Here is a 22,282-nt window from a genome sequence, read left to right as displayed (position 1 = left end):
CTTGTCGGGGCCGTTACATCAGGCGGCGTGTGAGCGCCGCCGCAGCACCGCCAACGGCTGTGCCCAAGTTGCGCCCGGCCGGCGTTTGCTGGTGACGAGCGTCAGCTCCGATGGCTGGAACACGTTGACGTTATGCGTGGCCGGCGTCGTCAGGATGTACTGCGCGCGCGTGGACTTCAGAAACGCACCGACCTTGTCGATGTTGAAAATGTCCAGATGCGCGAAAGGCTCGTCGATGAACACGAATCCGCCGGGCCGGTCTTCATCGCGCATCAGCGCCACGAGCAGGAGCAGTGACTTCATCACCTGCTGGCCGCCCGAGGCTTCGCCATCGTCCATCCCGATCCAGCCCTTCTTGTCGAACTCGAAGCGCACATGCAGCGCTGCCGACGCGAGTGCCAGATCGTCGTTGCTGAGCTCCGGGAGATCGACGTCGACGCCGATGCCCGCGAGTTCGGCAAGCACTTTCAGGTTCCGGGCGTAACGACGCACCGTGTTGCGCAAGACCTGAATATAGGCGCCACGCGCCTCGTGCGTGATGCGCGAGGCGCGCTCGAGGTGGATGCGGCGTTTCTCGAGATCGTGTCTGAGGCCTTCGTGATCGGCGAGTAGTTTTTCGCGCAGCGCGACGACGCTCGGATCCTCCTCCCAGTGGCCCTCCTCGAGGCGACGCTCGATGCGGTCGATCTCGCGACGCACGGATGCGGGCGATTCGTAACGCTCGCGTAGTGCCGCGACGGCGGCGCGGCTGCGCAAAGCCAGGGGCACATGCGCACGCTTCGCGCGGAATGCCTTCAGCCGGTCGATCTGCTCACCACGCAGCTGGTGGTACTGGCGAACGGTCTCGGCGAGCTGCTTCTGCGTCGAAAGCTGTTCGCGCGCGGCGTTGTCGCGTGCGTTCGACGTCCTGAGGCGTTTTTCGCGCACCGCTTCGTAATGCGCCTCCGCAGCGACGTGGCTGTCAGCCGTCCGCTGCACGTCCTCGCGCAAGGCGGCCTGTTGCGCGTGCGCTTCGGCGAATTCATCCGCGCGATCGGCGAGCTGGCTGCTCGCGCTGGCGCCACGCAGGATGCCTTCGGCGTCGCTGGCGCGCGCCATGGCGTCCTTTCGCTCGGTCGCGATGTCGCGCAGTCGTGCCTCGATGTCACGCAGTTTCGCTTCACCGTCGCGCAGCTGTCGTTCGCGCGCGCCGGAACCGAAGTACATGTCATCCACGCCGAGATGGCGACCGCCGCGACGTTCGCGGAAGTAGCCCTGCGGCGTGATCCAGTCCTGATCCTTGCCCAAGGTCGCGCCGTCGGCGATGTCCTCGACGCGGCGGATACGGTCGAGGTTACGCAGCAGCCAGTCGGGCGGTGCGGCGGAGAACTCGACCACCTCGAGCAGCGAGCTGCGTGTGGCGCGCCCGGCGGGGGCGCGGTCGGCGACGACGAAGTGCTTGTAGCGGTGCTGCTCGCCCAGCTTCCACGCTTTCTCGCGATCGCGCGGGTCGTCGAGCAGCACCACGTGGCGATAGCCCGCGAGTACCGCTTCGACGGCCGGCTGCCAGCGTGGCTCGACGATCTCGACGATCTCGCTGAGCATGCTGTGACGAATGCCCGCCTCATCGAGGGCGCGACGGAACGAGGCTTCGAAATCCGGGGTGTAGCGTCGGCCGCTGCGCCACGCCGACAGCTGACCGGTCAGCGTCGCCAGTTCCTGGCGCAGCTTGCCTTCCTCGGTCTGCAACAGGCTCGCCTGGGCGCGGGCATCGCGTGCGACATCGGCGAGACGTTCGTGATCGGCGCCACCCTGGGCGGCGACCATCTCGCGCAGGCGCGTTTCCTGCTTGATCAACAGATCATTCTGGGCGAGCTCGGCACGCGCCGCGTCGAGGCTCTTCTGCGTCTGCTGGCGCGCCAGGTCGGCCTCGTGCTGTTCGCCGCGAAGCGCTTCGCCCGAGGCATCTAAATCCCCGAGCTGTTTCGCGAGGTCCGCATCGCGCTGCTCCAGTTCGGCGACGCGACGTTTGACGCCGGTGAGTTGCGGACGTGCACCGCGCACGCCACCGCCCAGCTCGGCCAGCTCGGTGCGCGGAAGGATGCTTGCCACCAGATCGACGCGCTCGCTCTTGAGCGCGTTCCATTCCTGGAACGAGCGGGCGCGGCCTTCGGCGTCCTGCAGGCTCACGCCGATCAGCGACAGCTGATGTTCGAGACCGTGCTGTTCGCGGTCGGCTTCGATCTGTTCGTTGCGTGCGCGCTGGTAGTCATCGAGGACGGCCTTATCGCCGAACACGTCGAAGACCAGGTCGAGCAGCGCCTTGGGCGGCATCTGGCAGAGCTTGTCCGTGGCGCCTTGTTCGAGCGTGAGCACGCGGCGGATCGCCTGCGAAAGACCGGCGCCTTCGAGACGCACGCGGTACTCGCGAAGGCCGAGAAAATCGTTGCGCGCTTCGATCTCTTCGACACTCACGTCGCCGCCGACCACGGCGTACTGCCGCGTCCACTCGCCGCCCTTCTTCTGAATGCGGCAGGCGAGGGTCACCTCACGGTCCATCAGCGGGAAGAACGGACGCTCGCCGCTCGGTCCGGGGATATTGCCGACGCGGGCGCGCAGCCACGCGAACGGCTTGCCGTTGTGGCGGAGGTAGCTCTTGTAGTCGCGATTGCCCGCGCAGTCGATCGTCAGCAACGTGCGCAGCGCGTCGAGCAGGGTCGTCTTGCCGGAGCCATTCGGGCCCACGACGGTGACGATGTTGGTGTCGAGCGGCAGGCTGAAGCGCTGCCAGTAATCCCAGTGGACGACTTCGAGGCTGCGGAAATCAAACATCGGTGTTTTCCTCGGTGTCGTCGATCACGTCGTCGTCGCCCGGCTCGTCCGGATCGTCGGTGTCGTCATGGTGCGACCGGACCGGCGCGCGTGCCGCGGCATCGGACAGGAGGTCGCCCAGTGCGCCGTCGAGGATGCGGCGAGCGGTGCGTTCGTAATCGAAGGCGAGATCCAGCAGCGGACCCTCGGCCACTTCGCCCTTGCGACGGATGATGAAGCCCAGGCGGTTCAGCGTGCCGAGGTTGAAACCGACGCGCGTCTTGCCGCCCAGCTTGTCACCGAAATCGGCGAGGAGGGTGCGCTCGGCGATGACCGGTGACACGGCGGGGTCGCGCGGGATCGGTTTCTCTTCCGCGAACATCTGGCTCTGCGAGGCGGCGGCTTCGGCCTCCTGGCGCTCCACCTGGCGCTGGCGCTTAGGCAGCACGATCAGGGCCCAGATCACGACCAGCAGGGCGACGCCGTCGCGGTCGAGTTGCAGGGTGTTGGAGATCCAGCTGTCGCTGCCGCCGAAGACGACGCGCTCGCTCTTGCGCGCCACGGCAAGGCCGATGTACGCGGCATAAGGGTGTTCGCGCAGTTCGAGGCCGACCGCTTCGAGCCGGCGGTCGAGTTCTTCGCGGTATCCCTCGTCGAGCAGTGCCTTGCGGGCCTGCACGTCGTCGCGTGGCAACCAGCGCTGTGACAGCAGCCGGGTTACGAGGGTGGCGGTATCGTCATGCATCGGCGGTGTCCTTGGCGGCGTCGCGTGGACGCAGGCGTCCCGCGCTGACCAGCGCGATCTGGGGCAGGTCGGTTTCGATGAGCAGGGGCTCGATCTCGAGCGCGAGCGGTAGTCGCGCGAGATCGGCGGTGCCGCCTTCGAGGGCGGCGGACTCGGGATCGCCCAGCAGGCCGAGCAGCGAGAGCCGGTACGCGGACAGGGCGTAGTCGTCGCCGATCAGGGTGTCCGACAGTTCGCGCGGCTCGGTGATGGCGGCCAGTTCGATGCTCCAGTCTTCGAGGAATCGCAGGTCTTCCTCGTCCATCGGCAGGTCGGCGGCATCGGGTGGTTCTTCCGCGCCGGGCAGGGCGGTGACCTCGGCGGCAAGACGCTCACGCTCCAGCAGCTCGAACTCCGCCACGTCGAGGGCGATCTGATCGTGGATGAACGGCGCAGGCAGCGGCAGCAGCAGCTGCCCGTCTTCGAAGGAAGCCAGTGCATCGATGTCCTGGGCGCGCAGCCAGCCGACCAGGTCCGACGAGGACAGGCCGGTGCGTCCCAGGTGCACACGATGCTGGTCGATCTTGTTCAGTTCGCGCTGGAACGTGCCCGCCTGACGCAGCAGCGCGCTCTGGGCGCGACCCACGGCCTGGGCCAGCCGGTGCGCCGCTGGCTCGAGCTCGTCCTTTTCGGTGATGCCGGCGACGACCTCGGTGCCTTTCTCGACCCAGGTCCACACGGAATCCAGACGTTCGGCGGCGCGGCGAATGCGGTGCTCCGAGCCGGACAGCACCGCGCGGTCGAAGTCTTCCTTCAGTTCCGTGAGGCGCGAGAGCAGATGGCCGAGCTCGTCGACGGACACACGGCCCACCGCCTGACCGGCAGCGAGCTGCGCGGTGAGGTAACCGAGACCGTCATCGTCGTCGTTCTCGAACTCGAGCATCACCGCCAGCGCGGCGAGCGCCTTACGACCGAGTGGGCCGACACGATAACGCTGGGTCTCCGCGTCGTAGACGAGCAGCTCGTGGTCCTTGAGTCGCTGAACCACCGTTTCGAGCTTTACCGTGTCGACGAACGCCAGGTTGTCGCGGATTTCCTGGGGCGTCCATTCCGTCGCGTGAGAGCGTGCGCCGATCGTGCGCAGCACGAGCAGGCGCAACAGCACCTGCGCCTCGCTCCCATGAAACAGCGCGGAAAACGCGCGCAGCAAGCCGCGACCGCGCAAGAGCGGAAAGACGGTGGGGAGGTCCTCGGCGACGACGCCGTCGCGGAAGAGATCCTGCAGGCGTTCGTCGTGGACGTGGGTATCGAGCGTGCCGCTCAAGGTCAGCGACGGTCGACGCCGACGAAGCGAAGGAACTCACCCCGTGTGCGTGGATCTTCGCGGAAGCTGCCGAGCATCTGGCTGGTGATCATCGACACGCCACGCTTGTGCACACCACGGGTGGTCATGCATTCGTGACTGGCGTCGATGACCACACCGACGCCGCGCGGACGCAGCGTGTCTTCGATGCAATGCGCGATCTGGGCGGTGAGCTTTTCCTGGACCTGGAAGCGACGGGCGAAACCATCGACCACCCGGGCCAGCTTGCTGATGCCGACGACGCGGTCGGTCGGCACGTAACCCACGTGCGCGCGGCCGATGATCGGCGCCATGTGATGCTCGCAATGGCTTTCGAACTCGATGTCGCGCAGGACGATCATTTCGTCGTAACCGGCCACTTCCTCGAAGGTGCGGCGCAGGTACTCGGCGGGATCTTCGTCGTAGCCCTTGAACCAGTCGCCATAGGCCTTGACCACGCGCTTGGGCGTGTCGAGCAGGCCTTCGCGGTTCGGATCCTCACCTGCCCAGAGCAGCAGGGTGCGTACGGCTTCTTCCGCCTGTTCGCGGCTGACCGGACGGGACTTGGCGTCGTCGCTCATCGGGGGAGGTTCCTTAACGGTGCAAACGACGATTGTAACGTGGGAGCGGGCCTGCTCGCGATGGCCCGGGAGGCCCCGGCTCAGTCCGAGGTGTCGTCCGCGGCCGCGTCTGGCTCATCGGCCGCAGCCAGATCCAGCAGCTTCTGCGACTCTTCGCCACCCAGCGATTCGACGCCGCGGAGCTTGCGCTCGATGGCGCGGGTGCGGACCCCCGCGTTCTTGATGCTGTTGGTCGCCGAATCGAGCTGTTTCTGGGTGCGTTCCAGGACCGTGGCGAACTTGCCGAACTCGTTCTTGACCGCCGCCAGCACCTGCCAGACCTCGGACGAGCGCTTCTGGATGGCCAGCGTGCGGAAGCCCATCTGCAGGCTGTTGAGCAGGGCGGTGAGCGTGGTCGGGCCGGCGACGGTAACGCGATGGTCGCGCTGCAACTGGTCGGACAGCCCCGGCCGGCGGATGACCTCGGCGTACAGGCCTTCGGTGGGCAGGAAGAGAATAGCGAAGTCCGTGGTATGCGGCGGAGCGACGTACTTCGTGCGAATCCGCTTGGCTTCTTCCCGCACCCGTAGTTCCAGGGCCTTGCCGGCGACGAGCGCGCCTTCGACGTCCGCCGCGTCCTGGGCGTCCAGCAGACGCTGATAATCCTCGATCGGGTATTTCGCGTCGATCGGCAGCCACACCTGGGCGCCGTCGTCGTCGGCGCCGGGCAGGCGGATGGCGTATTCCACGCGCTCGGCCGAACCGGGCACCGTGGCCACGTTGGCCGCGTACTGCTCGGCGATGAGAATCTGTTCGAGCAGGGCGCCCAGCTGGACTTCGCCAAACGTGCCGCGGGTTTTCACGTTGGTCAGCACGCGCTTGAGATCGCCGACGCCCGTGGCGAGGGCCTGCATTTCGCCGAGGCCGCGCTGGACGGCTTCCAGGCGCTCGGACACCAGCTGAAACGACTGGCCGAGACGGGTTTCGAGCGTGGATTGCAGCTTCTCATCCACGGTGGCGCGCATCTGCTCGAGCTTGGCCGCGTTGTCCTGCTGGATCGCGCCCAGACGGGTTTCCAGCGTGGCGCGCACTTCGGTCAGGCGCTTCTCGTTATCCACGGTAAGCGCGGCGAAGCGCTGGTCGATCAGTTCGCCGAAGTGTTTGAGGGTAACGGCGGATTCTTCGCGGGTCTTGCGCGAGTCGTCGGCCAGGCCCTGGCGAAGCGACTGCAGGCCGAGATCCGTGCGTTCGGTGAGCTGGTCGAGTCGCTTGCCGAAGGCTTCGATGCGCTCGTGCTGGCGCTCGGCGGCCAGTTGCAGCTGTTCCTGCACATGACCGCGGAACTGGCCGAAACTCTCGCCGAGTTCACCACGGCCGGCGCGCTGTTCGTCGCGCAGCACGGATTCGAGGCGGCGCGTGTCGTCGCGCAGCGCGTCCAGTTTCGCGGCACTGCCGTCGTCCTGTTGTCTGCCGTTGCGGGACATCAGGACGAAAAGCAGCGCCAGGCACGCCAGAACGGCGACCAGCAGGATGATGAGGAGAATGGATTCGAGGGTCATGGGGCGAGAGGGTACCTGTGTTCGCGATGATCCGCAGGCGCCAGGCTATCGCCAGGCCTTCTCAGATCTCGCGATTGCCCACGATCACCACATCGGCGGGCCGCTTCGCAAACAACCCCACAGCGACAACGCCGACGATCTGATTCAGATCCGCTTCCAGTTCCACGGGATTCGCGATGCGCCAGTTGTGCACGTCGAGGATCCAGTTGCCGTTGTCGGTCACGACGCCATCGCGCCACACCGGCTGACCTCCACGCGCGACGATCTCGCGCGCCACATGGCTACGCGCCATCGGGATCACTTCGATGGGTAGCGGAAACTTGCCCAGCACTTCGACCTGCTTGCTCGCATCGATGATGCAGACGAATTTGTCGGAGGCGGCGGCGACGATCTTTTCGCGCGTGAGCGCGGCACCGCCACCCTTGATCAGGCGTCGCTGCGGATCGCACTCGTCGGCGCCGTCGACATAGAGGTCGAGGCGGCCGGCGGCGTTCAGGTCCAGCACGTCGATACCGAGCTTGCGCAGGCGATCGCTGGAGGCTTCGGAACTGGAGACGGCGGCTTTGATCCGGTCGCGGTACTGGGCCAGTTCGTCGATGAAGAAGTTCACGGTGGAACCGGTACCCACGCCGATGATGCCGCCCTTGAAACGGCCTTCACCCACGTAGCGGAAGGCGGCGGTTTCGGCGGCAAGGCGCTTCTCGTTGTCCTGGCTCATGCTTTTTCCAGCTTGAGGATGAAATCCCAGTCGCCTTTGGCCACCGGCATCACCGACAGCCGGTTGCCCTTGCGGACCAGCGGCATGTCCGCCAGTTCGTCACGGATTTTCAGTTCGTCCAGCGAGATGGTGCGTGCGAGCTTGCGCTCGAACTTCACGTCGACCAGCATCCAGCGCGGTTCTTCGCGCGTGCTCTTCTCGTCGTAATACTTGGACTTGGCGTTGAACTGGCTCTCGTCCGGATACGCGGACGACGCCACCGATGCGATGCCCACGATGCCGGGTACGTCGGTATTGGAGTGATAGAAGAAGATCTTGTCGCCGACCTTCATCCCGTCGCGCATGAAGTTGCGCGCCTGGTAGTTGCGTACCCCGTCCCAGGGCTCGACACCCTTGCGTTTCAGATCGTCGATCGAGAAGGTGTCCGGCTCGGACTTCATGAGCCAGTACTTCATTCGGCGGCGCCCGTGCAGTCGATGAGCTCCTTGTCGGTGGCGATGTAGTCGAGCGGGATATCCCACTCGGCCCTCTCGATACCGTCGAGTTCCTGGAAGTCATAAGCCACGCCGACCAGCAGGGGCTGTGCCGGGCGCTTCTGATCTCGCAGGAATTCGAAGCTGCGGTCGTAGTAGCCGCCGCCAAAGCCGAGGCGGTTGCCCTTGCGGTCGAAGCCCAGCAGCGGCACCAGCACGAGGTCCAGTTTCGCGGCCTCGACGACGTGCCCGGAGGCTTTCGGCTCGGGGATGCCCATTTCGTTGGCCTCGACATCCTCGCCCGTGGTCCACGGTGCGAAGGTCAGACGGCGCTTGCCACCCGACTTGGTCACGATGGGCAGGTAGAACGTCTGCCCGCGCTCGGCGAGCGGGGCGATGGCCAGGTTCAGCGGCAATTCGCCGCCCGTGGCCCAGTAGCCGGCGACGTGCTTGTCGGTGAGGAATTCCGGCAGCTGTTCGAGCGAATGGCGCAGACCCTGGGCCGCGGCGACACGCTCGGCCGGCTTCAGCTGGCGTCGGCGCTGGACGAGGTCGGCTCGAAGTTCGCGTCTCTCGGGGAGCTTTGACATGGGACGATCAGCCGCGGTGGGGGCGCTGACCGGCCCCTGCGGACCGACCGGCTAAATAGGGAGAGGCGTTCTCCGCGATGCCGCTGCGCACCAAACGACCTTGATCCAAAGGATCAGGTGGGAGAGCTAGGCGGCATCAAGGCTTTCCGCACGAAGGCGGACATGCACAACAGCCACCAAAAGCCGACCCGGGGTCGTATGTAGGAACAAGGCAAATGTAAAGTGCGCTGGCGAACACCGCAGGGAACGCCTGCCGTCATTTTACCGGTGCGTCGAGCAGACCATCAAGCTTTCTGCGCAAAGCGGCCAGTCCGTCGGTCAGCACCTGTTCCTGCGAGCCGTGCTCCTTTCTGAGCGAAAGCAGCTCGTGGGCGATGCTGACGGCGGCCAGGACGGCCAGGCGATCGAAGCCAGGCGCCTTGGAATGCGACTTCAGCTCACGCATCTTGCCGTCGAGGAACCGGGCGGCGTCGATCAGGCCGTCACGTTCCTCCGGCGCGCACGCGATGTGAAACTCGCGATCGAGCAGGCGCAGGGATACCGGTTCGCTGGCGGTGGCATTCATAAAGAGGTATCAGCCCGTGTTCTCGAGCGCCTTGAGGCGCTGGATCATCGCTTCCACGCGGCTGCGCGCCTGTTCATTGCGCGCCATCAGCCCCGCACGTTCGTTCGCCAGCTGTTCCTGGCTGTGCCGCAGACTGCGGTTTTCCTCGGTAAGACGGCGAACGGTGTCGACGAGCCGGTCGAGCGTGGCGCTCAGGGCTTCCAGTTCAGTCTTGAAGGCGTCCGGGTTCGTCATGCGCGGACTATAACAGGACGTTTTCGCGCTGTCGGCAATCCGTGAAGCGGAAGGCAGGCGCAGCGTGAAGGCCGCTGCATTAGACTGACCGCTCAGTTTCCCAGGAGTACCCGCCATGTCGGCCAACCAGACCGTCGATCCGGAAGAGATCGCCGAACTCATCGCCCGTTGCAAGCTGTCCATATCGGTCAGTGAATTTCATGGCTCCCTCGTGGGTTACTTAAGTGCCGGCGGTCGTTTCCCTCACGGCTCCGTGCTGTCCGCGCTCGAACTCGAGCCCGATCCCGCACCCAATCCGGACGAGCAGGCCATGCTGACCCGGCTTCGCCATCAGACAGAAGAGTGGCTGGCCGACCCCGAGCTGACCTTTTCGCCGTGGCTTCCCGATGACGACGCACCCGTGCCGGAACGCGCGGAGGGCCTGACCGATTGGGTCCAGGGTTTCCTGGGCGGTTTCGGCCTCGGCGGCTCGGTCGAGGTCAACCGGGGCATGAGCGATGACGCCAAGGAAGTGCTGCAGGACATGGCCGGCATCGCCACCACGGAGTTCGAGTTCGACGCGGACGACGACGTCAACGACGAAAGCCTGACCGAGCTCGAAGAATTCGTTCGCGCTGGCGCCATGCTGCTGCACGCCGAACTCAGCCGCGCCTCCCGACCGGCCAACGACACCCTGCATTGATCGCCGCGGCCGAGTACGCCCGGCGGCGCCGGGAGCTGATGCGTATGACCGGTGAGGACGCGGTGGTGATCCTTGCCGCCGCTCCCGAGCGCATGCGCAATGCCGACGCCCCGTGGCCGTACCGACAGGACTCGGACTTTCATTACCTCACCGGCTTCGATGAGCCGGAAGCCGTGCTCGCCCTGCTGCCGGGGCGCGCGCACGGCGAAACCGTGCTGTTCTGCCGCGAGCGCGATGCCGAGCGCGAACGCTGGGATGGCGAGCGCATGGGCACCGATCGTGCGGCGCGCGAACTTCGTCTGGACGATGCCTTCCCCATCGACGATATCGACGACATCCTTCCGGGGATGATCGAGGGGCGCGCACGGGTCTACTGCCATTTCGGTCAGGAGCCCGACTTCGACGCACGGCTGCTCGCATGGATGCGTCGTTTACGCACCGCACGTGGCGGCGGGGTGGTGCCGAAAGACCTCGTCGCGCTCAGCCACCTGCTGCACGACATGCGGCTGTTCAAGTCGAAAGACGAACTGGCGCTGATGCGTCGCTCGGCGGAGGTGGCTGGGGCGGCGCACGTTGCGGCCATGGCGATTGCAAGGCCCGGTGTCGCTGAATACGAAATTGAAGGTGAGATCCTTCGCACGATTCGCGGCCAGGGTGCGTTTCCCGCCTTTCCTCCGACGGTGGCTGGTGGCGCCAACGCCTGCATCATGCATTACCAGGCCAATCGTGCGGTTCTGCGCGAGGGCGACCTGCTGCTGATCGACGCCGGCGCGGAAGTCGATTGCTATGCGTCCGACATCACGCGTACGTTCCCCGTCGGTGGTCGTTTTACGACGGAGCAGCGCGCGCTGTACGAGATCGTGCATGAGGCGCAGCTGGCGGCGATCGATGCGGTGCGCCCGGGGCGTTCTTTTGCCGACTCGCACGACGCGGCCGTGCGCATTATCGCCGAGGGTCTTTGCGCTGTCGGGATACTCAAGGGCGGCGCCGACCGCGCGATTGCGGAAGGCAGCTATAAGCCGTACTTCCCGAGCAAGACGGGGCACTGGCTCGGTCTCGATGTCCACGATGTCGGCGACTATCGCATCGATGGGGAGCCGCGCATTCTCGAAGAGGGCATGGTCGTCACGGTCGAGCCGGGTATCTACGTGCCGCCTGACGACAAGCGAGTCGATGGACGATGGCGGGGTATCGGTGTCCGCATCGAGGATGACGTGGCGGTCACGAAGGGGTCGCCGGATGTGATGACGGCGATGGTGCCGAAATCGCCTGATGCGCTGGAACGCTGACCCTCGACATGACACGCTCCGAATGACGCCGAACACCATGCGCTACGGTTCCGTCGATGTCCTTCGAGGCATCACCGTCGCGGCCATGCTTCTGGTTAACGATCCCGGCGACTGGGGCCACGTCTGGTGGCCGCTCGAACACGCCGAATGGAACGGCTGCACGCCCACCGATCTCGTCTTCCCGGTCTTCCTCTTTATCGTCGGCGTATCGATCGCGCTGGCGATCGTGCCGCGTGTCGAAGCTGGCGCCGTGCAGGCGCCGATCCGCGATGCCGCCCTTCGCCGTGCGCTGCGTATCGTCGGCCTGGGACTGGCGTTGAACCTCATCGGGTGGCTCGCCATTCCGGAGCCGCATCTGCGTCTTCCGGGCGTTCTGCAGCGGATCGGTATCTGTTTCGCTTTCGCTTCGTTGCTAGCGATCTACGCACGGGCAGTGACTCGGGACATCGTCTGCGTTGGACTGCTCGTTCTGTACGGGGGACTGTTGCTGGCCGGTGGCATGTCGCCATGGACCAACTGGGCGAGCCAGGTCGACAGTACGGTATTCGGACCCTTCGTTTACGTCATCGATCCCGCGACGGGGCGTGGTCACGATCCGGAGGGCTTGCTTGCGACGCTTCCGTCGCTGGCGACCACGTTGATCGGCATGCGCGCCGGGGCGTGGTTGCGCACGGGCGCGCTGCGAAAGCTGCTTGTGGCCGCGGTCGTATTCGCCGTGGCGGGCTGGCTTCTACAGGCGGTCTGGCCGTTTAACAAGAACCTCTGGACACCAAGCTACGTGCTCTGGACGGCCGGGGTGTCGTTCGCACTGTTGTCCCTGGCTCACGTGCTGGTGGATCGGCGTGGCTGGCGCCTTCCAGGCCGAGCCTTTGGCAAGAACGCCATCGCGGCTTATGCGGGTTCCGGGCTGATGGTTTACCTGCTGATCGCCCTGGGTGTCACGGCGCCCCTGTACCGCATCGCCTTCGCGTCATGGATGACGCCGCTGTTCGGTCCGTATGTTCCTTCGGCGGCGTGGGGTGTGGTATTCGTGACGATCTGGTGGGGTGTCGTGCGCTGGATGGACCGGCGTGCGATCTATCTGAAGGTGTAGCGCGCGACCGTCGTGCGGTCGCGCGCAGGCGCGCTCCTACAGGAGGGCGAAGGCGTCGCGGGTCAGGTTTTCCGGCTCGCTCGCGGTGCAGACCACATCGTCTTCGATGCGGATGCCGCCGTATTTGCGGAAGGCGTCGACCCTGGCCCAGTCGATGTCGCCCGAGAACGGCTTGTCCTTCAATTCCGCCAGCAGCATGTCGATGAAGTAGATGCCCGGCTCGATGGTGACGACCATGCCGGCTTCGAGTTTGCGCGTCAGACGAAGGTACGGATGACCTTCGGGCTTGGCGATCGTGCCACCCGTCTCAGCCGCCTGGAAGCCGCCCACGTCGTGCACCTGCATGCCGATGCCGTGACCCAGCCCGTGCGGGAAGAAGGCGGACGATACACCCGATTCGACGGCGCTCTCGGCGCTCATGCGAATGAAGCCGTGCTCACGCAAGACGCCCGCGAGCACGTGGTGTGCATGGACATGCAACTCCGGATAGCTCTGCCCCGCACGGACCCTGGCGACGAACGATTGCTCGGCGGCATCGACGGAATCGATCAGTGCCTGGAATTCACCCGCGTTCTTGCCTGCATACGTGCGGGTGATGTCGCTGGCGTAGCCGGAGGCGCTGGCACCGGCGTCGATCAGGAACGAGCGGCTGTCGGCCGGCGCACTGCGGTCGAAGTTCGTGTAATGCAGAACGGCGCCGTGCTCGTTGAGCCCGACGATGCTGGCGTAAGGCAGCTCCGCGTCGAGCTGGCCGACGGCGGCCAGATAGGCCTGATGGATGCCCAGTTCGCTGGCGCCTTCCCGGAAGGCACGCTCGGCGGCGCGGTGACCACGCGTGCCCCGACGGCTGGCCTCGCGCATGAGTTCGAGTTCGTACGGCGTCTTGAATGCGCGGTGATAGTGCAGGTGGTCGATGACCTCGGGCGGGTTGTTCGCCACGATGTCCTGGAGGCCGCAATGCTGATCGCCGATCACCGCGCTGCGTGCGAGTCCCGGCAGTTCGGCGATGGCGTCGGCCGCTTTACGCACGACGACGATGTCGAAGTGGTCGACCCAGTAACCGGTCGGCGCTTCGGGCACCACGTGCCAGTAGTCACGCGGCTGTAGGAAGACCAGCTTCGGTTTCTCGCCCGGGGTGTAGACCAGCCAGCTACCCGGCGCGTCCACCAGTGGCAGCCAGTGCTTGAAGTGCGGATTGACGATGAACGGGTAGTCCTGGTCGTCCAGAAACTTGGTGATCGGCCGGCCGGCGGGCACCACCAGATGCTCGAAGCCGCCGCGCGCCAGGGCGGTGTCGGTGCGCTCGCGCAGGGTCGCGAGGTGCTGGGGGTAAAGCGCGGCAAGCGCGTCGTTCATCGTGATCTCCGGGGAAGGGGAGTGGGACAAACGTCAATGGTGCGCCTCCGTGCGCACCTAGCCAACCCCGGGGAGCGCTATCAGCCCCGGCCGAAGACCACGGCGTAGTCGCTGGCCAGATCGCCGAGCCGGTGGCGGAGCAGCGTCGCCGCGTGATCGGCGCCCGCGCCGGTGAGGGACCGCACATGGGCGCCGTAGAGGGTGATGGCGAAATGGCCCACCGCGAAGTCGTGACCGGGGGAGCGCCACTGGGTCAGCGGGGTCCAGTTGGCGCAGGAGGGGCAGGCCACGTAGGCGGAATCGGGCGCTTCGCACCACACCGCCAGGGCTTCCTCGAGGGCTTCGCTACCATCGTCGCCGGGCGCGAGCGGCTGATTGCATTCGGGGCAGCGGATGCAGAAGCTGCCGTCATAGGGGCAGAAAATGCCATTCTCACGGCCACCGTCGATCAGTACGGCGCCGCCCGTGCCGTCCTCACGCCAGCGATGACCGCTGGCATGCAGGCCGATCGCACGCACGCCGCTCTCGGCGAACAGCGGATCGTCGAGCACGGGGAAACAGGGGTCGGACGGGTTCGATGGCAGCGGCGCGATACTGCCTTCGCCGACCAGGCGGCGATACAGCTCGACGGCGGCGGCCGCGGCATCGTCGCGTTCGAGTTCGGTATCGACCAGGATCGTGGTGGCATCGCTCATAAGGAGCGATGTTGACTCTCCGCGCGGGGCGTCGTAAAGCATGGACAAATGGCTCCGTTCAGTCCGGTGGCGGTCCGATCCACTCGTCGATGGCGCGAACGTCATCGTCACTCGCGGCCACGATGCGGTAGCCGGACCAGAACTGGCCGGCAGCGGCCGCCGGTTCGTGCCACTGTTCCTGGAGGCCGATCTCGACGCGATGCTCGCCGTGCTGGGCGCCCGGCAGCATGAAAGCCACCTGGTGGACGGCACCGCTGCGCGGCGCATGAGGGCCCAGCAGCATCAGTCCCGTGGCCGAGAGATTGCCGAGCTGGCCGATCACGCGCTCGGTCATGACGTCCACGATCGGTATGGGTGAAGTGGCCCGCTTGCGCGGTGCGCGACGTTGTTCGAAATCGCGGTTCATGCGTGGCCCGCCTTGCGCCGGGTGTCGTCACTGTCGCGGCGCAGGTTGCGCGCGATGGCCTGCCAGGCCCGATCGATCAGCGACACGCGTTGCTCCCTCCACTCACGCGCTTCGTTCGTGGCGACGAGGCGGGCCAGGCGGGTAAGGTCGATATCGTCGGCACGGCCGCCGCGCTGGTTCACGAACAGGCAGCGGCCGGTGGCTGGCGAGAACCACGCCAGTTTGCGCCGGGTCTGGCTGCCGTCCGGCTGGGTGAATTCGAACCAGGTACCGAAGCGAAGCGTGGCGAAACCGTCGTAGACGCGCCGCGCGGCGCCGTCCATGGGCGTCGGCTCGACGGCGGGGACCGGTTCGCCGTGCGCCGTGCCTTCGCCAAGGCGCGGCCGCTGCTTCAGGCGTACGGCCACGTCGGTCGGCGTGAGATCGGCATCGGTCGCTTCGCGTCCCGACGGCTCGAACAGTCCGCCAGCGACCTGCAGCGCTTCCGCGGGATGCATGCCCAGATGTTCCAGTCCCCGTTCGACTTCCACGCGCAGCTTCTGCACATCGGCGATCGGCCGGCGTCCGAGCAACTGATCGGTGACACCGAGGCAGTGAAGAAAGGCTTCGCCGTTCTCGCCACCGCGCAGGATGTGCAGCGCAAGCACGTCGGCCCACGTGCGTTCCAGCAGGATGCGCAGGACACCGCGTGGCGGCGCGTCGCCGGTCATGCGCTCACCCATGATCTCGGTGGCGCGCTGGCGCGCCCGCTCGAGACGGTCGCGACCTTCCATCGCTTCGATCTGCCGACGCTCGGCGACATGCGCCTTGCGCGCCAGCATGGCGATCTGCTGCTCGATGTCCGCGCGCCACGCGGGGTCGATTACCTGCGCGTGGCTGGCTTCCACGACGAGTCGCTCGAGGCGGTCGACCAGTGCCGCATCCGGCTCGCCTTCCGTTGGATCGAGCCAGTGGTGTGCGGCCTCGCTCACCGTGTCGAGCAGCTGGCGCGCCGGATGTTCGGGCTGGTCGAAGAAGCCGCGATCGTTGACGGCGGCACGCAGCATGGGCCATTGCAGTCCGCCCAGGACGGCGCGCGCCGGACTGGCGGTGGCGACCTGCTGGCCCAGGTTCTGGAAGAGGAGGGCGGTGAGTTCCACCGTGTCGCCCTGTTCCTGCGACAGCTCGGCAAGCGGGGAGCCGGCCGGCCGGCTGCGGTTGAGCTGGGTGAGCAGTTCGTCGCGCAAGGCCTGGGCGCTACGGATTTCCCGCTGCGCCGCGTCGGTGACGTCACTCACGTGACCTTGCAGGGCGAACAGCGCGGTCTGCAGTTCGTCGTCGGAGGCCAGACGGCCTGGAGCGAAACCGGCGCCACGTCCCGTCTGCACGCGCGTGGTCAGCAGGTTGCGCAGACTTTCGAGCACTCCGATGTGGCCCTCGGCAGTCGCCGTGGGCGCGGCGGATGCATCGTGCGTCGTCGCGGTTGTCGCCGCGGGCTCGCCGGGTTTCGACCGGCGCTCGGTCGCCGGCGTGGATGCGACGCGCACGTTGGGGTAGACACGGAATCCGGGCAGGATGCCGCGTGTACGGTAGTGCTCGTTGAGCGCTCCGTAGAACGATTCGCTCTGCGCCAGCACGCGTGCGTCCACCGCGTGGAACAGCAGCAGGCGATGGGCGGTGGTCAACGGCATCGGCTTGACCGCGGCGCTCAGTGCGGCGGCCAGTGCGCGCGGCCCGGCGGGCAGCGCCTCGCCCTCCAGTGGCGGGGTTCCCGCCAGCACCGCGAGGCGGTAACCCAGTTCGAACAGGCTGCTGGCGCTGCGCGCTTCACCGCGGGCGGCCATGCTGGCCAGTGCGTCCTCGATTTCCTGCTCTTCGGGATCGACGAGGCTGAGCCCCGTGGTCAGCTGACCGGCCAGAGACGGTTTGTGCTCCGCGCTCTCGCCAAGATGGCGGAAGCGCTCCGACAGGCAGGCCGCGAAACGGTTACGGAACGCCGGGCCATCGCGTTCGACGATGGTGCGGCTCTCGAAGCATGCCTGTTGCTCGAGGTGGTTGCGGCTGCTCTCGGCGGACGCGAACAGGCGCCGGTCGAAATCGCGCAGCGACTCCCGCAAGGGCATGTCCAGCCACGTCAGGCAAAGCGACAGACCCTGCTGCGCTTCGCGCTCGGCGCGCGGCGACAGGGCGACGGGATGCGGTCCCGTCCGGCCGTACGGCGGCGTGCCTGGTGTCATGACTTAAGGTCCTCCCCGACCTTCGCAGGAAGTTTAGGTGTGCGGACGGGTGCGACGCCAGCGAAACCATGGCGGGCTTACGGCTTACCACTTATGGACTAGACGGGCGCGCGCCGTTACGCCATGAACGCTTCGATCACATCGTTGAGAAAGCGCTGGCCGAGCGCGGTGGTGCGCAGGACTGACGGGTCGTCCACCAGCCAGCCACGCCGGAGGCAAAGCGCGAGACCCTGAGCGATCGTCTCCTGCGGCAGCCCGGTCCGTTGCGTGAAATCGGCCATGGGCACGCCGTCGATCAGGCGCAACGCATTCAACATGTATTCGAAGGGCAGGTCGTCCGCACCGACGTAGCCGTCGCCACCGATACGCGCCGGCTGACCAGCGGACGCGAGGTAGGCGGCCGGCAGGCGGGTTTTCCAGCGACGGCGCACGCCGCTGGCGTCGCTGATCTTGCCGTGTGCCCCGGCACCGATGCCTAGGTAGTCGCCGAAGCGCCAGTAGTTCAGGTTATGCGCGCAACGGCGGCCACCCTGCGCATAAGCCGACACTTCGTACTGTCCGTAGCCGCCCTCCGCGAGGCGAACCTCGCAGGCTTCCTGGATCGCCCAGGCGGCATCGTCATCGGGCAGCGGCGGCGGGTTGGCGGCGAACGCCGTATTCGGCTCCAGCGTCAGCTGATAATGCGAAATATGCGTCGGTGCCAGCGCGATGGCCTTGTCGACATCGTCAAGCGCGCCCGCCAGGTCCTGCTCGGGAAGGGCGTACATCAGGTCGATGTTGATATTGTCCAGGCCGGCGTCCTGCGCGCTGCGCACCGCGTTGGCGGCCTCGCTCGCGGAGTGGATGCGACCCAGACGGTGCAGCTTGGTGTTGTCGAAACTCTGCACGCCGAAGGAAATGCGGTTCACGCCCGCCGCGAGGTAGCCGTCGAAGCGGCCGTGCTCGACGGTGCCCGGATTGGTTTCCAGCGTGATCTCGGCGTCATGCGCGAACGCGAAGCGTTCTTTGGCGCCGTCCAGAAACCGTCCGACCAGTTCGGGTGAGAACAGGCTGGGGGTGCCGCCGCCGAAGAACACCGTGCCGATCGACCGGCCGTGCAGCGCCTCGCCCATGTCCTGCAGATCCGCGTCGAGATCGGCCAGCAGCACGTCGACATACGTCGCGTACTCGGGTGTGCCGCGCACGCCGTGCGAGTTGAAATCGCAGTACGGGCATTTGCGCACGCACCACGGCATGTGGACGTAAAGCGACAGCGGCGGCGGGATCAGCGTCATGCGAGCTCGGCGAAGCGCGCCTTCAGCACGTCCAGCGCCTGGCCGCGATGGCTGAGGCGATTCTTCAGGGCGACATCGAGTTCCGCCGCACTGACGTCGTAGCCGTCGGGCAGGAACAGCGGGTCGTAGCCGAAACCGCCCTCACCGCGTGGCGCCTCGAGAATGCGCCCATACCAGCGGCCTTCGGCGATCAGCGGCGCGGGGTCGTCCGCATGACGCAGCACCACCAGCACGGCGATGAAATACGCCGTGCGCTTGTCGGACGGCACGCCGTCGAGCTCGCGCAGCAGCTTCGCGTTGTTGGCGGCGCTGTCGCCGTGCGTGCCGGCATAGCGTGCGGCGTACAGGCCCGGGGCACCGTCCAGCGCGTCGACGCAGATGCCCGAATCGTCGGCCAGCGCGGGCAGTCCGGTGATACGCGCCGCGTGGCGCGCCTTGATCAGCGCATTCTCGACGAAGGTCAGGCCGGTCTCGTCCGCGTCGCTGACCCCGAGGCTGGTCTGCGCGACCAGCTCGACACCGCTGCCGGCGAGCAGCTGTTCCAGTTCCACGACCTTGCCGGCGTTACCGGATGCAAGTACGAAACGCATGGTTCAGAGGTCTCCGGCCGTGAACTCGGGTGCGTAGTCCACGCGTCCGCGATAGCCGGTCAGTCCCTCGATCGTCAGCGGCAGCACCTGAAAGGCGTTGCCGCCTTCGGATGCGTCGTGCAGACCATGCGCGGATGCCTTGCCGAAGCCGAACTTGGTGTAATACGCCGGCGAGCCAAGCACGAACACCGCGCGCGCGTCCTGCACGAAGCAGGCGCCAATGCCTTCCTCGATCAGCGCATGGCCGATGCCCTGGCGCTGATGTTCGGGGTGCACAGCCACAGGGGCCAGGCCCAGCGACTTGCCGTCGTCACCTTCCTCGATCGTTACCGGCGACAGCAGCACGTGACCGATCACCGTGTCCTCGTCATCGACGGCGACCAGCGACACCGTGGCGCGGCCGGCATCGACCAGTTTGCGGACCAGCGTCGCCTCCGCGTCGCGCCCGAAGGCGGCGCGGTGGATAGCGACGATGGCGTCGAGATCGGCGGCCGTGGCGGCACGGACCTCGGTCACGGGGCGGTCTCGAGTGCGGCGCGCTGCGCGGCCACCAGTTCGTCGATGCCCTTGGCGGCCAGGTCGAGCAACGCGTTCATCTCGTCACGGCGGAACGCGTGGCCCTCGGCCGTACCCTGCACCTCGATGAAGCCGCCACCGTCGTTCATGACGACGTTCATGTCGGTATCGCAGTTGGAGTCTTCGGGGTAGTCGAGATCCAGCACCGGCACACCGTTGTAAACGCCCACCGACACGGCGGCGATGGCGCCGAGAATCGGGTTGCGCTTGATCGCGTTGCGCTTCGTCAGCGTCGCGACCGCATCGACCAGGGCCACGTAGGCACCGGTAATGGCGGCGGTGCGCGTGCCTCCGTCGGCCTGGATCACGTCGCAGTCCAGCGTGATGACGCGCTCGCCGAGGGCGGCGCGGTCCACGCAGGCACGCAGCGAGCGGCCGATCAGGCGCTGGATTTCCATGGTGCGGCCGCCCTGGCCGCCGCGCGCGGCTTCGCGCTGTGTGCGGTCGGTGGTGGCGCGGGGCAGCATGCCGTATTCGGCGGTGACCCAGCCCTCGCCCTTGCCGCGCAGCCAGGGTGGGACGCGCTCTTCGATCGACGCGGTGCACAGCACCTTGGTGTCGCCGAAGGACACGAGGACGGAGCCCTCGGCGTGGCGGGTGTAGTGGCGTTCGATGGTGACGGGGCGCAGCTGGTCGGCTGCGCGTCCGCTCGGGCGGGAGAAAGTCATGGAGAGCCTGATTTGGGCGCGGGCGGTGGGTCAGTTTACCATTGCGCCCTTTCCTCCAGCGCAAGCGAGCCTTCGATGATCCGCAGCATGACCGCTTACGCCTCCGCCGAGCGCGCCGGCCCGTCCGGCACGCTCACCTGCGAGCTGCGTACCGTGAACCACCGGTACCTCGAGATCAGCCCCCGGCTGCCCGAGGACATGCGCGGCTTCGAGAGCGCCCTGCGCGAGCGGATCGGCGCCCGGCTGTCCCGTGGCAAGGTCGATATCACGGTGCGCCTGCGCGCCGAGGCCGGTGCGGCGGAAGGCCCGCAGGTCAACGGCGCGGTGCTGGCGCGCCTGTCCGAGCTGGCGCTGGACTTCGAGCAGCGCTTCCCGCGGATGACGATCGAGTTCACGGAACTGCTCCGCTTCCCGGGCGTGCTCCAGCAGCCGGAAACCGACGCCGACGCCCTGCAGGTCGCCCTGCTGGACGTGCTCGAGCGAGCCCTGGTTGCCCTCAATGACACCCGCGCCCGTGAAGGCCAGAAGCTGGGCGAGATGCTGAAAGAACGTCTGGACGGCATCGAGAAGATCGTGGCCGACGTCCGCGTCTGGCTCCCGGAAATCCAGGCCGCCCTGCGTGCCCGCCTCGAAGGGCGTCTTGCCGACATCCGGCAGCCGGTGGAGCCGGGCCGTCTGGAGCAGGAACTGGTGCTGCAGATCACCCGCGTCGACGTGGACGAAGAGCTGGATCGCCTGACCACCCATATCGCCGAGGCACGTCGCGTGCTGGCGCTGAAAGAGCCGGTCGGCCGTCGTCTCGACTTCCTCATGCAGGAATTCAACCGCGAGGCGAATACGCTCGGGTCGAAATCGGTCGATTCGCGTACGACGAACGCCGCCGTCGAGCTCAAGGTGTTGATCGAGCAGATGCGTGAGCAGGTGCAGAACATCGAATGAGCCACCCCACCATGAATACCCCTGCCTATCCCGTCGGGACACCCGGTCAGCCCTGGAATGCATCCGACGTTGCCGCCTGGCGCGCGCGCCAGGTGAAGACGCGTACCTATGCGGACGACGTCCTACGTGCCATTGAGCCGCTGCGCGAACGTTTCGATGTGAGCGAATACGGCCGCCTCACGTACGCGGAGGGCAAATATCCGCTGCTGGCGATCCGTAGCCGTGACTGGGACGACCAGCTTCCCGTCTTGCTTGTCACCGGTGGCGTACACGGATACGAGACCAGTGGCGTCGAAGGCGCGCTGCAGTTCATGCGTGAGCATGGCGGCGATTACGCGGGTCGCGCCAACATCCTGGTCGTGCCCTGCGTTAGCCCGTGGGCCTACGAGCGCATCCTGCGCTGGAATCCGGATGCGATCGACCCCAACCGCAACTTCGTCGTCGACAGCCCGGCGGCGGAGTCGGCCGCGCTGGTCGAACTGCTGGCGCCGCTCGTCGATGCCGTGCTGGTGCACATCGATCTGCACGAGACCACCGACTCCGACGAGTCGGAATTCCGCCCGGCACTGGCCGCGCGCGATGGCGTCGATTACGAGCCTGGTGAGATTCCCGATGGGTTTTATCTCGTCGATGATTCGGGCAACCCGCAGCCGGCATTTCAGAAGTTCGTGATCGAAGCCGTCGCCAAGGTCACCCATATCGCGCCCGCCGATGCGCAGGGCGAAATCATCGGCTCGCCGGTTGTCGCGCCGGGTGTGATCGAATACGACGTCAAAAAACTCGGGCTCTGCGCAGGCATCACCAACGCCCGCTATGTCACGACCACCGAGGTCTATCCGGACAGCCCGCGCGCGACGCCTCAGCAGTGCAACGATGCCCAGGTGGCGGCGGTGCGCGCGGCCTTCGACTACGCGCTGGCGCATCAGGCTTGAAGCACTCGGCG

Annotated in this window: 23 protein-coding genes and 1 other RNA gene; 5 read left to right on the top strand and 19 right to left on the bottom strand. The window is 66.6% G+C overall.

Features of this window, described 5'->3' with window-relative positions; translation table 11 throughout:
* Positions 1–18: 18 nt before the first annotated feature.
* The 11 genes from B5X73_RS03630 to B5X73_RS03580 form a co-directional block, all read right to left on the bottom strand.
* Positions 19–2,811, bottom strand: a complete 2,793-nt coding sequence (locus B5X73_RS03630) for an AAA family ATPase (RefSeq protein ID WP_079520609.1) — start codon at positions 2,809–2,811, stop codon at positions 19–21.
* Positions 2,804–3,535, bottom strand: coding sequence for a hypothetical protein (locus tag B5X73_RS03625; RefSeq protein WP_079520608.1), 732 nt, complete (start codon positions 3,533–3,535; stop codon positions 2,804–2,806). The genes B5X73_RS03630 and B5X73_RS03625 overlap by 8 nt, the downstream gene beginning before the upstream one ends.
* Positions 3,528–4,838, bottom strand: coding sequence for a hypothetical protein (locus tag B5X73_RS03620; RefSeq protein WP_079520607.1), 1,311 nt, complete (start codon positions 4,836–4,838; stop codon positions 3,528–3,530). The genes B5X73_RS03625 and B5X73_RS03620 overlap by 8 nt, the downstream gene beginning before the upstream one ends.
* 2 nt (positions 4,839–4,840) lie before the next feature.
* Complete coding sequence (gene folE, locus B5X73_RS03615; protein ID WP_043692025.1) at positions 4,841–5,437, bottom strand: GTP cyclohydrolase I FolE; 597 nt, start codon at positions 5,435–5,437, stop codon at positions 4,841–4,843.
* Positions 5,438–5,517: 80 nt separating this feature from the next.
* Positions 5,518–6,975 carry a DNA recombination protein RmuC gene (rmuC, locus tag B5X73_RS03610; RefSeq protein WP_079520606.1) on the bottom strand — a complete coding sequence of 486 codons (1,458 nt, stop codon included), beginning with the start codon at positions 6,973–6,975 and terminating at the stop codon, positions 5,518–5,520.
* Positions 6,976–7,036: 61 nt separating this feature from the next.
* Positions 7,037–7,693 (bottom strand): ribose-5-phosphate isomerase RpiA, encoded by a 657-nt coding sequence (gene rpiA / locus B5X73_RS03605; RefSeq protein WP_079520605.1) that lies wholly within the window; start codon positions 7,691–7,693, stop codon positions 7,037–7,039.
* Complete coding sequence (locus B5X73_RS03600) at positions 7,690–8,148, bottom strand: EVE domain-containing protein (protein ID WP_079520604.1); 459 nt, start codon at positions 8,146–8,148, stop codon at positions 7,690–7,692. The genes rpiA and B5X73_RS03600 overlap by 4 nt, the downstream gene beginning before the upstream one ends.
* Positions 8,145–8,756, bottom strand: coding sequence for a 5-formyltetrahydrofolate cyclo-ligase (locus B5X73_RS03595; RefSeq protein WP_036116261.1), 612 nt, complete (start codon positions 8,754–8,756; stop codon positions 8,145–8,147). The genes B5X73_RS03600 and B5X73_RS03595 overlap by 4 nt, the downstream gene beginning before the upstream one ends.
* 65 nt (positions 8,757–8,821) lie before the next feature.
* A non-coding RNA gene (gene ssrS / locus B5X73_RS03590) (6S RNA) lies at positions 8,822–9,005 on the bottom strand.
* 7 nt (positions 9,006–9,012) lie between these two features.
* Complete coding sequence (locus B5X73_RS03585) at positions 9,013–9,321, bottom strand: cell division protein ZapA (protein WP_036116260.1); 309 nt, start codon at positions 9,319–9,321, stop codon at positions 9,013–9,015.
* Positions 9,322–9,330: 9 nt separating this feature from the next.
* The gene (locus tag B5X73_RS03580; protein ID WP_036116258.1) at positions 9,331–9,555 is read right to left on the bottom strand and encodes a TIGR02449 family protein; all 225 of its coding nucleotides are present in this window, start codon (positions 9,553–9,555) and stop codon (positions 9,331–9,333) included.
* A gap of 115 nt (positions 9,556–9,670) precedes the next feature.
* Here B5X73_RS03580 and B5X73_RS03575 point away from each other — a divergent pair, with 115 nt between their 5' ends.
* The 3 genes from B5X73_RS03575 to B5X73_RS03565 are packed head-to-tail and all read left to right on the top strand — an operon-like array spanning position 9,671 to position 12,619.
* Positions 9,671–10,237: a UPF0149 family protein gene (locus B5X73_RS03575; RefSeq protein ID WP_079520603.1), complete on the top strand. Its 567-nt coding sequence runs from the start codon at positions 9,671–9,673 to the stop codon at positions 10,235–10,237.
* Positions 10,234–11,526 carry an aminopeptidase P N-terminal domain-containing protein gene (locus tag B5X73_RS03570; protein WP_139382644.1) on the top strand — a complete coding sequence of 431 codons (1,293 nt, stop codon included), beginning with the start codon at positions 10,234–10,236 and terminating at the stop codon, positions 11,524–11,526. Before B5X73_RS03575 ends, B5X73_RS03570 begins: the two co-directional genes overlap by 4 nt.
* A gap of 22 nt (positions 11,527–11,548) precedes the next feature.
* Positions 11,549–12,619: an acyltransferase family protein gene (locus B5X73_RS03565; RefSeq protein WP_079520602.1), complete on the top strand. Its 1,071-nt coding sequence runs from the start codon at positions 11,549–11,551 to the stop codon at positions 12,617–12,619.
* Between the two features lie 36 nt (positions 12,620–12,655).
* On the opposite strand, the gene pepQ is transcribed toward B5X73_RS03565, so the two are convergent.
* The 8 genes from pepQ to rph form a co-directional block, all read right to left on the bottom strand.
* A complete protein-coding gene (pepQ, locus tag B5X73_RS03560) occupies positions 12,656–13,975 on the bottom strand; it encodes a Xaa-Pro dipeptidase (RefSeq protein WP_079520601.1) in 1,320 nt (439 codons plus the stop codon).
* A gap of 80 nt (positions 13,976–14,055) precedes the next feature.
* Complete coding sequence (locus B5X73_RS03555) at positions 14,056–14,712, bottom strand: hypothetical protein (RefSeq protein ID WP_139382643.1); 657 nt, start codon at positions 14,710–14,712, stop codon at positions 14,056–14,058.
* A gap of 16 nt (positions 14,713–14,728) precedes the next feature.
* The gene (locus B5X73_RS03550; RefSeq protein ID WP_036116246.1) at positions 14,729–15,076 is read right to left on the bottom strand and encodes a PilZ domain-containing protein; all 348 of its coding nucleotides are present in this window, start codon (positions 15,074–15,076) and stop codon (positions 14,729–14,731) included.
* Positions 15,073–17,292, bottom strand: coding sequence for a DUF1631 family protein (locus tag B5X73_RS03545; protein WP_079520599.1), 2,220 nt, complete (start codon positions 17,290–17,292; stop codon positions 15,073–15,075). The genes B5X73_RS03550 and B5X73_RS03545 overlap by 4 nt, the downstream gene beginning before the upstream one ends.
* 116 nt (positions 17,293–17,408) lie before the next feature.
* Positions 17,409–18,566, bottom strand: a complete 1,158-nt coding sequence (gene hemW / locus B5X73_RS03540; RefSeq protein ID WP_079520598.1) for a radical SAM family heme chaperone HemW — start codon at positions 18,564–18,566, stop codon at positions 17,409–17,411.
* The gene (rdgB, locus tag B5X73_RS03535) at positions 18,563–19,156 is read right to left on the bottom strand and encodes an RdgB/HAM1 family non-canonical purine NTP pyrophosphatase (RefSeq protein ID WP_036116240.1); all 594 of its coding nucleotides are present in this window, start codon (positions 19,154–19,156) and stop codon (positions 18,563–18,565) included. The genes hemW and rdgB overlap by 4 nt, the downstream gene beginning before the upstream one ends.
* Before the next feature lie 3 nt (positions 19,157–19,159).
* Complete coding sequence (locus B5X73_RS03530) at positions 19,160–19,672, bottom strand: GNAT family N-acetyltransferase (protein WP_079520597.1); 513 nt, start codon at positions 19,670–19,672, stop codon at positions 19,160–19,162.
* On the bottom strand, positions 19,669–20,400 hold the full coding sequence (rph, locus tag B5X73_RS03525; protein ID WP_036116236.1) for a ribonuclease PH: 732 nt from the start codon (positions 20,398–20,400) through the stop codon (positions 19,669–19,671). Before rph ends, B5X73_RS03530 begins: the two co-directional genes overlap by 4 nt.
* A gap of 75 nt (positions 20,401–20,475) precedes the next feature.
* Between rph and B5X73_RS03520 the strand changes: the two genes are divergently transcribed.
* Together B5X73_RS03520 and B5X73_RS03515 are read left to right on the top strand one after the other, a co-directional pair.
* Positions 20,476–21,339, top strand: coding sequence for a YicC/YloC family endoribonuclease (locus B5X73_RS03520; RefSeq protein ID WP_036116235.1), 864 nt, complete (start codon positions 20,476–20,478; stop codon positions 21,337–21,339).
* 11 nt (positions 21,340–21,350) lie between these two features.
* On the top strand, positions 21,351–22,271 hold the full coding sequence (locus B5X73_RS03515) for a M14 family metallopeptidase (RefSeq protein WP_079520596.1): 921 nt from the start codon (positions 21,351–21,353) through the stop codon (positions 22,269–22,271).
* Positions 22,272–22,282 lie beyond the last annotated feature (11 nt).

The organism is Luteibacter sp. 22Crub2.1, from assembly GCF_900167995.1.
In the GTDB taxonomy this organism is placed as follows: domain Bacteria; phylum Pseudomonadota; class Gammaproteobacteria; order Xanthomonadales; family Rhodanobacteraceae; genus Luteibacter; species Luteibacter mycovicinus.
Note: the sequence above shows the minus strand (reverse complement) of the source record. Positions and strands in the feature narration are given on the sequence as shown.

What these genes read in the sequence shown, in the direction of transcription:
- B5X73_RS03630 (WP_079520609.1), bottom strand. Translation starts at nt 2,811, where the DNA reads ATGTTTGATTTCCGCAGCCTCGAAGTCGTCCACTGGGATTACTGGCAG.
- B5X73_RS03625 (WP_079520608.1), bottom strand. Translation starts at nt 3,535, where the DNA reads ATGCATGACGATACCGCCACCCTCGTAACCCGGCTGCTGTCACAGCGC.
- folE (WP_043692025.1), bottom strand. Translation starts at nt 5,437, where the DNA reads ATGAGCGACGACGCCAAGTCCCGTCCGGTCAGCCGCGAACAGGCGGAA.
- rmuC (WP_079520606.1), bottom strand. Translation starts at nt 6,975, where the DNA reads ATGACCCTCGAATCCATTCTCCTCATCATCCTGCTGGTCGCCGTTCTG.
- rpiA (WP_079520605.1), bottom strand. Translation starts at nt 7,693, where the DNA reads ATGAGCCAGGACAACGAGAAGCGCCTTGCCGCCGAAACCGCCGCCTTC.
- B5X73_RS03600 (WP_079520604.1), bottom strand. Translation starts at nt 8,148, where the DNA reads ATGAAGTACTGGCTCATGAAGTCCGAGCCGGACACCTTCTCGATCGAC.
- B5X73_RS03595 (WP_036116261.1), bottom strand. Translation starts at nt 8,756, where the DNA reads ATGTCAAAGCTCCCCGAGAGACGCGAACTTCGAGCCGACCTCGTCCAG.
- B5X73_RS03585 (WP_036116260.1), bottom strand. Translation starts at nt 9,321, where the DNA reads ATGAATGCCACCGCCAGCGAACCGGTATCCCTGCGCCTGCTCGATCGC.
- B5X73_RS03580 (WP_036116258.1), bottom strand. Translation starts at nt 9,555, where the DNA reads ATGACGAACCCGGACGCCTTCAAGACTGAACTGGAAGCCCTGAGCGCC.
- B5X73_RS03575 (WP_079520603.1), top strand. Translation starts at nt 9,671, where the DNA reads ATGTCGGCCAACCAGACCGTCGATCCGGAAGAGATCGCCGAACTCATC.
- B5X73_RS03565 (WP_079520602.1), top strand. Translation starts at nt 11,549, where the DNA reads ATGACGCCGAACACCATGCGCTACGGTTCCGTCGATGTCCTTCGAGGC.
- pepQ (WP_079520601.1), bottom strand. Translation starts at nt 13,975, where the DNA reads ATGAACGACGCGCTTGCCGCGCTTTACCCCCAGCACCTCGCGACCCTG.
- B5X73_RS03555 (WP_139382643.1), bottom strand. Translation starts at nt 14,712, where the DNA reads ATGCTTTACGACGCCCCGCGCGGAGAGTCAACATCGCTCCTTATGAGC.
- B5X73_RS03550 (WP_036116246.1), bottom strand. Translation starts at nt 15,076, where the DNA reads ATGAACCGCGATTTCGAACAACGTCGCGCACCGCGCAAGCGGGCCACT.
- B5X73_RS03545 (WP_079520599.1), bottom strand. Translation starts at nt 17,292, where the DNA reads ATGACACCAGGCACGCCGCCGTACGGCCGGACGGGACCGCATCCCGTC.
- hemW (WP_079520598.1), bottom strand. Translation starts at nt 18,566, where the DNA reads ATGACGCTGATCCCGCCGCCGCTGTCGCTTTACGTCCACATGCCGTGG.
- rdgB (WP_036116240.1), bottom strand. Translation starts at nt 19,156, where the DNA reads ATGCGTTTCGTACTTGCATCCGGTAACGCCGGCAAGGTCGTGGAACTG.
- rph (WP_036116236.1), bottom strand. Translation starts at nt 20,400, where the DNA reads ATGACTTTCTCCCGCCCGAGCGGACGCGCAGCCGACCAGCTGCGCCCC.
- B5X73_RS03520 (WP_036116235.1), top strand. Translation starts at nt 20,476, where the DNA reads ATGATCCGCAGCATGACCGCTTACGCCTCCGCCGAGCGCGCCGGCCCG.
- B5X73_RS03515 (WP_079520596.1), top strand. Translation starts at nt 21,351, where the DNA reads ATGAATACCCCTGCCTATCCCGTCGGGACACCCGGTCAGCCCTGGAAT.